7 protein-coding genes are annotated in these 6,803 nt (G+C 73.4%); 3 read left to right on the top strand and 4 right to left on the bottom strand.

Going from position 1 to position 6,803, the window contains the following annotated elements; genetic code table 11:
- Positions 1-44 precede the first annotated feature (44 nt).
- Positions 45-1,508, bottom strand: a complete 1,464-nt coding sequence (locus EAO72_RS40480; protein ID WP_148022386.1) for an MFS transporter — start codon at positions 1,506-1,508, stop codon at positions 45-47.
- Positions 1,509-1,627: 119 nt separating this feature from the next.
- Entirely contained in the window at positions 1,628-2,116 is a 489-nt protein-coding gene (locus tag EAO72_RS40475) for a MarR family winged helix-turn-helix transcriptional regulator (RefSeq protein WP_148022385.1), read from the bottom strand.
- A 138-nt stretch (positions 2,117-2,254) separates the two neighbouring features.
- On the opposite strand from EAO72_RS40475, the gene EAO72_RS40470 reads away from it, so the two are divergent.
- Positions 2,255-3,370 (top strand): DUF4037 domain-containing protein, encoded by a 1,116-nt coding sequence (locus tag EAO72_RS40470; RefSeq protein WP_148022384.1) that lies wholly within the window; start codon positions 2,255-2,257, stop codon positions 3,368-3,370.
- Between the two features lie 5 nt (positions 3,371-3,375).
- On the opposite strand, the gene EAO72_RS40465 is transcribed toward EAO72_RS40470, so the two are convergent.
- Positions 3,376-3,714: a hypothetical protein gene (locus EAO72_RS40465; RefSeq protein ID WP_148022383.1), complete on the bottom strand. Its 339-nt coding sequence runs from the start codon at positions 3,712-3,714 to the stop codon at positions 3,376-3,378.
- Positions 3,715-3,964: 250 nt separating this feature from the next.
- On the opposite strand from EAO72_RS40465, the gene EAO72_RS40460 reads away from it, so the two are divergent.
- Positions 3,965-5,371 carry an MFS transporter gene (locus tag EAO72_RS40460; RefSeq protein WP_148022382.1) on the top strand — a complete coding sequence of 469 codons (1,407 nt, stop codon included), beginning with the start codon at positions 3,965-3,967 and terminating at the stop codon, positions 5,369-5,371.
- Between the two features lie 54 nt (positions 5,372-5,425).
- On the opposite strand, the gene EAO72_RS40455 is transcribed toward EAO72_RS40460, so the two are convergent.
- Positions 5,426-6,037: a sigma-70 family RNA polymerase sigma factor gene (locus EAO72_RS40455; protein ID WP_187285446.1), complete on the bottom strand. Its 612-nt coding sequence runs from the start codon at positions 6,035-6,037 to the stop codon at positions 5,426-5,428.
- 75 nt (positions 6,038-6,112) lie between these two features.
- Between EAO72_RS40455 and EAO72_RS40450 the strand changes: the two genes are divergently transcribed.
- On the top strand, positions 6,113-6,803 hold a 691-nt coding region (locus EAO72_RS40450; protein ID WP_261991865.1), incomplete at its 3' end, for an alpha/beta fold hydrolase.

The raw sequence follows: 6,803 nt of genomic DNA, 5'->3' as shown, positions 1-6,803 counted from the left end.
GTCATGGGGTCCGTCCGTCCTTCGGCTTGGCTGGTGGGGTGAGGTCAGGCGGAGGGGGTGGTGGCGGTCGCCCGGTCCGGCCGCCCGAGGACCGTGAGTGCGACGAGGAAGGCGGTGGCGAGCAGTCCGGTCCCGACGGCGAACGCCAGGTGGTAGCCGCCGGTCAGGGCCTCGGCCCGGCTGCCGCCCGCCGCGAGCAGCGTGTCCGTACGGGAGGCCGCCAGCGTCGACAGGACGGCGACGCCCATGGCCATGCCGATCTGCTGGGTGGTGTTGAACAGGCCCGAGGCGAGCCCGGCGTCCTCCTCGCCCGCCCCCGACATGCCGAGCGTGGTCAACGCCGGGAGGGCGAGGCCGAATCCGGCGGCGAGGAGCATCACGGGAAGCAGATCGGTGGCGTAGTGCGCGTGGACCGGGAGCCGGGTGAGGAGGCCGAGCATCCCGATCAGCAGGGCCAGCCCCAGGAGCAGGACGTTGCGGTCGCCGAACCGTGCGCTCAGCCGGGCCGAGATCCCGAGCGACACCGCGCCGATGACCGCGGCCGCCGGCAGCATGGCGAGCCCGGTGGCGGTGGCCCCGTGACCGAGGACCCGTTGCAGGTACAGCGCGACGAGGATCTGGAACGAGAACAGCGCGGCCACCATGAGGATCTGGACCAGGTTGGCTCCGGCGACACTGCGTGAGCGGAGGATGCGCAGCGGCAGGAGCGGGGTGGCGGCCGTGGCCTGCCGGACGACGAACGCGGCGAGCAGGGCCAGTGCGAGGGCGCCCAGGCCGAGCGTGTGCGCCGACAGCCACCCGTACGACTCGACCTCGACGACGGAGTAGATGCCCAGCATGACGCCCCCGGTGACCAGGAGCGCGCCGGCCGCGTCGGCCCCGGCCGCGCTGCCGGGTCCGCGGTCGGCGGGCAGGACGCGCACCGCGACGAGGAGGACCGCGAGGCCGATCGGCAGGTTGATGAAGAAGATCCAGTGCCAGCCGAGCGCGTCCGTCAGCACCCCGCCCAGCACCTGGCCGATCGAGGCCCCCGCCGCGCCGGTGAAGCTGAACACGGCGATGGCCCGGGCCCGTTCGCGGCCTTCCGTGAAGAGGGTGACGAGGATGCCCAGGCCGACCGCGGAGGCCATGGCGCTGCCGGCGCCCTGAAGGAAGCGGGCGATGACGAGGAGGGCGGGGGAGCCTGCCGCCCCGGCCAGTACGGAGGCGGCGGTGAAGACCGCGGTGCCGGCCAGGAACATCCGCCGGCGGCCGAGGAGATCACCGAGCCGTCCGGAGAGCAGCAGCAGACCGCCGAAGGCGATCAGGTAGGCGTTGACGACCCAGCTGAGGCCGGCGGGCGTGAACCCGAGGTCGTTCTGGATGGCGGGCATCGCCACCGTCACGATCGAGCCGTCGAGCACGGTCATCAGCAGACCCGTGGCGATCACGCCGAGGGCGAGACCGCGCGAACGGGCGGCGGGGGACGGGGTGGTGGGAGCGGGAGCGGTGGGCGTGGTGGCAGACATCGGGCTCTCCTGTCGGTGGGTGCGACAAGAGAGAACGTAGCAGATGGTTTTGTTGCAGACTATTTCTTTCGGATCTGTTTTCTGCGGATGGCGCGGCCTGCGCCCTCGGGTGGTGCTGCCTACTTCTGGCTCTGGCGGGCCCGGCGGGCCGCTCGCGGATGTTCGGCCGGGGTGGCCAGATGCTCGCCGGCCAGCTGGTTCAGGGCGCGCAGGAGGGCCTCCCGGCCGGTCCGGGGCAGGCTGCCCAGGGCCTCCTCGTGCACCCGGTCGACGATCTCCTGGCTCTGCGCGGCGAGCGCGGCGCCCCGCTCGGTGACGGCGATGATCCGCGCCCGCCGGTCCCGGCTGGAGGGCCGGCGCTCGGCGAGCCCCGCGCTTTCCAGAGCGTCCACCGTGACCACCATGGTGGTCTTGTCCATGTCGCCGATCTCGGCGAGCTGGATCTGGGTGCGCTCCTCCTCCAGGGCGTGGACCAGGACGCAGTGCATGCGCGCGGTGAGCCCGATCTCGGCGAGCGCCGCCGACATCTGGGTCCGCAGGACGTGACTGGTGTGGTCCAGGAGGTAGGAGAGGTCCGGTGCGGTGCGGGTGGGTGCCATGGCGGTCATGTCCGCCAGCCTAACCATTCGGTCTGTGGCAGATCGTCCGCAAACGGACTTGTCCTGCCTTCGCGGCGTCCGTCGTCGGTCGGCAGACCCGGCCGATATTCGTTGGCCGACCGGCCGCGCCGCCCGCACAGTGGCCGTATGACCTCTGCCGAAGCCGCGTTCCTGCCCGGTCTGGAACTCTCCCGGATCCTGTACGAGGAGGCGGTGCGGCCCGTCCTCGACGACGCGTTCCCCGGCCTGCCGTACGCCGCCGCGCGGATCGGCCCGGGCTCGGAGGTGCTCGGCTTCGACACCGCCCGGTCGGCCGACCACGACTGGGGCCCGCGCCTGGACCTCTTCCTCGCGCCGGACGACGCCGCGGCCCACGGCGGGGCGATCCGGCGGCTGCTGGCGGACCGGCTGCCGAAGGAGGTCCGCGGCTGGCCCACCCACTTCCGGCCGGCCGCCGACCCGCTCGACCCGGTCGGCCACATGGCGGCGACCGACGGCCCCGTCGACCACCGCGTGGTCGCGCACGACACCGGCGCCTGGCTCACCCGGGAGGTCGGCCTCGACGCCTCGACGGCGGAACCGGGCGTACGGGACTGGCTCGCCATGCCGCAGCAGAGGCTTGCCGGAGTCACCGCCGGCGCGGTGTTCCACGACGGCCCCGGCCTCCTCACCACCGCACGCGCCCGACTGGCCCGCTATCCGGAGCAGGTGTGGCGCTATGTGCTGGCCTGCCAGTGGCAGCGGATTTCCCAGGAGGAGGCCTTCGTCGGCCGCTGCGCCGAGGTCGGTGACGTACTCGGTTCGGCCGTCGTCGCGGCCCGGCTGGTGCGGGACCTCATGCGGCTCAGCCTGCTGCTGGAGCGGCGCTACCCTCCGTACGGCAAATGGCTGGGCAGCGCGTTCGCCCGGCTGGAGGCGGCCGGGGAACTGATGCCGTCACTGAGCGGAGTGCTGGCGGCGACGGACCACCGGGAGCGGGAGCGGTTGTTGTGTGCCGCGTACGAGGCGGTGGCGATCCGTCAGAACGCGACCGGGCTAGTCGGTCCGGTGGACCCGGCGCCGCGCCCGTACCACGGCCGTCCGTACCTCGTCCTGCACGCGGAACGCTTCGCCCGCCCGCTGGCCGGCTCGCTCACCGAGCCGGACCTGCGCGGTCTGCCGCTGACCGGGGTCGTCGACCAGTGGGCGGACAGCACGGACCTGCTCATGGGGAGGGACGGGGACGCGCTGAGGGCGGCGAGTGCGGCGGTGGCCGGACGGTGAGGGGCTCAGTGTCCGAGAGCCCACCACCGGCGTCGGCGGCGCGGGCGCGAGGTGCGGGTCCTCCGTGCGCTCCCTGCCTCCGGCCGGCTGTCGGGCCGGTCGCGCAGCGGCCGCCACGGATCGTCGGGGGAGGCCATCGGGGCCTGCCGCTCCACCTGCGCCTGGATCTCGTAGTACGAGTCGTGGGCCGTGACCCGGAACGCCTCGTCGTACGACGCCATCGCGGCCCGCATCGCCGCACCGGCGAGGCCGCGCCGGCGGACCCGCGAGGCCAGCAGGGCGAAGCCGCCCAGGACCGCGGCGAGGGCGCCGGCGAACACGAGGAACGGCAGCAGCTCATCCATGCGGTCGAGCGTAGGCCCGCAGGGGTGGGGCCTGGCAGCACGGGTGCGGGCGCAATGGGTGGGGCCCGGCAGGGTACGGGCGCCACGGGTGGGTCCGGCAGCATGCGTGGAGGGCGGCGCGAAATCCAGTGGCGGGCAGTCGCGCGGCCCGCCTAGCTTGAACGCCCGTGACCCATGATCCGAATGTGTGTGTCCACGCGCATGCCCTGCGCGGCGACGGGAACGACACGTCTGCGACGGGCGGTTGGCGATGACCGGCCCGGCGACGACGCGTCCGGCACCCGGGGGTGCGGAGGAGCGGCTGTTCTCGCGGACGTACGCGGCCGCCACGATCGGTTTCGCCGCGGTCATGTTCCTGACCGGATTCGCCGCGCTCGCCGTCGTCCCCATGCTGCCGGTGGCCGCCCGCGAGCTGGACGGCGTGCCGCTCTACCCGCTGGTGGCGGGCTGCTTCGTCGCGGCGAGCCTGTTCGGCGGGGTGCTGGGCGGCGACTGGGCGGACCGGGCGGGCGCGGGGCGTCCGCTGGCGGCCGGTGTCGTGCTGGCGGTGGTCACCCTGATCGTGTCGGCGACCAGCACCACCATCTGGCAGTTGGCGGTCGGGCGGTTCCTGGACGGAGTGGCGGCCGGGATGATCGCGGTCGCCATCAACACGGCCATCGCACACGCCTATCCGGACCGGCTGCGGGCACGCGCCCTGGCGCTGATGAGCACCTGCTGGATCATCCCCTCCCTGGCCGGTCCGCCGCTGGCGGGGCTGGTGGCCGAGTGGTGGTCCTGGCGCGCCGTGTTCTTCGGCCTGGCCGCTCTGACGGTGATTCCGTCGCTGGCCGTGGTCCTCCTTCTGCGCAGCCGTTCCTGGCAGGCACCCCCGGAAACCGACACAGCCCATCCGTCGGCGGAACGCGCGTCACGGCCCACGCTGATGGTCGCCGCGGCGGTGAGCGTGGGCGCGGCGCTGGGCCAGTACGCCGTGTCGGGCTGGGACGTACGGCATCTGCTGTGCGGGGTGGCGGGGCTCGCCCTGCTGGTGGTGTTCGTGCCGCGACTGCTGCCGCCGGGCACCTGGCGTGCCGCGCGCGGACTGCCGGCCGCCGTGTTGTTGCGCGGGCTGACGTCGGGGGCGTACTTCACGCTGGAGGCCTTCGTCCCCCTCCTGCTGACCACCGCCCGGCGCGTTCCGCCCGTGCAAACGGGACTGGCCTTCACGGGGGCCGCCATCGCCTGGGCCGGCTCCTCCTGGGTGCAGGGCCGCCTCCAGGGGCGTGTGTCCCGCCACCGTCTGGTCACGGCCGGCGCTGTGGTGATGGGGGCGGCGGTGGCGGTCGCCGCGGTGGGGACGCTGCCCGGACTGCCCGCGCTGACCGCCGCCGGAGCGATGGTGCTCGCGGCCGTGGGCATGGGCATGGCCGCACCGTCCCTCACCCTGCTCTCGCTCTCGCACAGCCCGCCGGACCGGCAGGGATACGCAAGCAGCGCGATGCAGACCAGTCAGAACCTGGGCCAGATGGCGGTGATGGGGGTGGCCGCCGCCCTGTTCAACCTGCTCCTGGGCTTCGGCTCCGCCGATCTGTCCGCCTACGCCGCCGCGTTCGGCCTGCTCCTGGTGCCGAGCGTCCTGGCCGCGACCCTCGCGGTCCGCGCCCGCAGCGCCTGAGCCTCAGCCGGTCCCGCGCTTCAGCCGGTCCCGCTCCTCAGCCGGTCCCGCTCCTCAGTCGGTCGCGCCTCTCAGCCGGTCGCGCTGGATGCGGTGGGCGAGGGCGCGTCGTACGGATGCCGTCCCGGGCGGTGCGGCGTCCGGCCGCCGGGGCGGCAGGTCGAGCGCGCGGCTGATCTCGTCGTACGCGCTCCGGTGTCCGCCGGGCAGCTCGGCTCCGTGCAGCCGGAGGTCCTCCTCGACGAGCCGGCGCAGTCCGTCGACGTTCTCGGGAGTGAAGCGCTTCCTGCCGCGTGCGAGCGCGTCGATGCTCCGTGAGCAGCGGGCGGTGTCCGCGTACGTCTCCGCGATGTCCTCGGCGAGGCCCCAGAGGCGGCCTTCGAGCCACGGGACGTCGCGCTGGTCGAGGGAGAGGTCCATCGGGGGTCCGGGGTCGGCGTCCCGGTACTTCGTCACCTGCTTGGACACGGCGGGCTGGCTCATGTCGGTGAGCCGGGCGATGCGGTCCTGGGTCCAGCCGAAGCCGACGAACACCTTGATCATCTCGGCGCGGAGCCTGCGCATCTCCTCGCCGGCCCGGATGACGTCGTTCATCCCGGCGAGCATCCGCTCGGCCTGTTCCTCGGTCAGCGTCGCGCTCTGGCGGGTGTTCTCTCCGGCTGCCACACCACAGTTATATACCGGGCCGCCGCTCGATATAACCAGGTTGTACAACCTGGTTATGGCTGGCAGCATCGCCGCATGCCCACCTTCAGCGCACCCGACGGAACGCGGCTCGCCTATCGCACGTACGGAGAGGGCGACCCGGTCCTCTGCATCCCCGGGGGGCCCGCGGACTCGCGCTACCTGGGCGACCTCGGCGGGCTTTCCGCGCACCGTCGCCTGGTCGTCCCCGACCTGCGCGGCACCGGCCGCTCCGCCGTTCCCGATGACCGGTCGGCCTACCGCTGCGACCACCTCGTCGACGACATCGAAGCCCTCCGGCGCCACCTGGACCTGTCCCGTGCGGACCTGCTCGCTCACTCCGCGGGTGCGAACATCGCGGTGCAGTACGCGGCCCGCCACCCTTCACGCGTCGGCCGGCTCGCCCTGATCACCCCCGGCTCCCGGGCCGTCGGCATCGACATCAGCGGCGAGGAACGCCGCGCGCTCGCACGGCTGCGGAGCGGCGAGCCGTGGTTCCCGGCGGCGTTCGCGGCACTGGAGGCGATCACCCGGGRGGCGGGGCAGGTGTCCCACGACCGTCGCGCGGGCCGTCGGGTGCGGTTCACGGACGGCGCTCTGCGCTACCACCGGGACGAAGTGACGCGGGGCGAGTGGCTGTTCCCCGAGCCGCTGGGCAGACGCGCGGTGATCGAGGAGTTCACCATGGCCGATGTCGTCACGGTGCCCAGCCATGTGAAGGTCCCGGAGGTCCGCACCCATATGTCCG

Source organism: Streptomyces sp. OR43 (assembly GCF_008042275.1).
GTDB lineage: Bacteria > Actinomycetota > Actinomycetes > Streptomycetales > Streptomycetaceae > Streptomyces.
This window is presented reverse-complemented; position numbering and strand designations above follow the sequence as displayed.

What these genes read in the sequence shown, in the direction of transcription:
- EAO72_RS40465 (WP_148022383.1), bottom strand. Translation starts at nt 3,714, where the DNA reads ATGGATGAGCTGCTGCCGTTCCTCGTGTTCGCCGGCGCCCTCGCCGCG.
- EAO72_RS40460 (WP_148022382.1), top strand. Translation starts at nt 3,965, where the DNA reads ATGACCGGCCCGGCGACGACGCGTCCGGCACCCGGGGGTGCGGAGGAG.
- EAO72_RS40470 (WP_148022384.1), top strand. Translation starts at nt 2,255, where the DNA reads ATGACCTCTGCCGAAGCCGCGTTCCTGCCCGGTCTGGAACTCTCCCGG.
- EAO72_RS40480 (WP_148022386.1), bottom strand. Translation starts at nt 1,508, where the DNA reads ATGTCTGCCACCACGCCCACCGCTCCCGCTCCCACCACCCCGTCCCCC.
- EAO72_RS40475 (WP_148022385.1), bottom strand. Translation starts at nt 2,116, where the DNA reads ATGACCGCCATGGCACCCACCCGCACCGCACCGGACCTCTCCTACCTC.